Annotated in this window: 1 protein-coding gene; it reads left to right on the forward strand. The window is 62.7% G+C overall.

The features are described 5' to 3' along the window. Window positions 1-236: hypothetical protein (locus KZZ04_RS20450; RefSeq protein WP_219424070.1), on the forward strand; the 236-nt coding region annotated here is incomplete at its 5' end. Window positions 237-244: the final 8 nt, after the last annotated feature.

Raw genomic sequence — 244 nt, forward strand, 5'->3', positions numbered from 1 at the left:
GTCGTGCAGACGACTGTGCAGCTCCTGGCGGTCGGCGGGGTGGATCAGGTTCAGCCACGTGTCCAGAGGTTGCCGAGTCGGGCCTTCCTCCGGGTCGAGGTTGCGTATCAATTGGGGGGCGAGCTGGATTTCGTCACTCACGGGCAACAACTCAAACCAGCCAGTGCCCAGCAAGCCTTGCAGGGCTTCCAGGCGTTCCAGTTGTTGATGGTGACGGTGTTCGCGCAGGCGGCTGAGCAATGGC

This window comes from Pseudoalteromonas sp. CR1 (genome assembly GCF_019392235.1).
Taxonomy (GTDB): Bacteria; Pseudomonadota; Gammaproteobacteria; order Enterobacterales; family Alteromonadaceae; genus Pseudoalteromonas.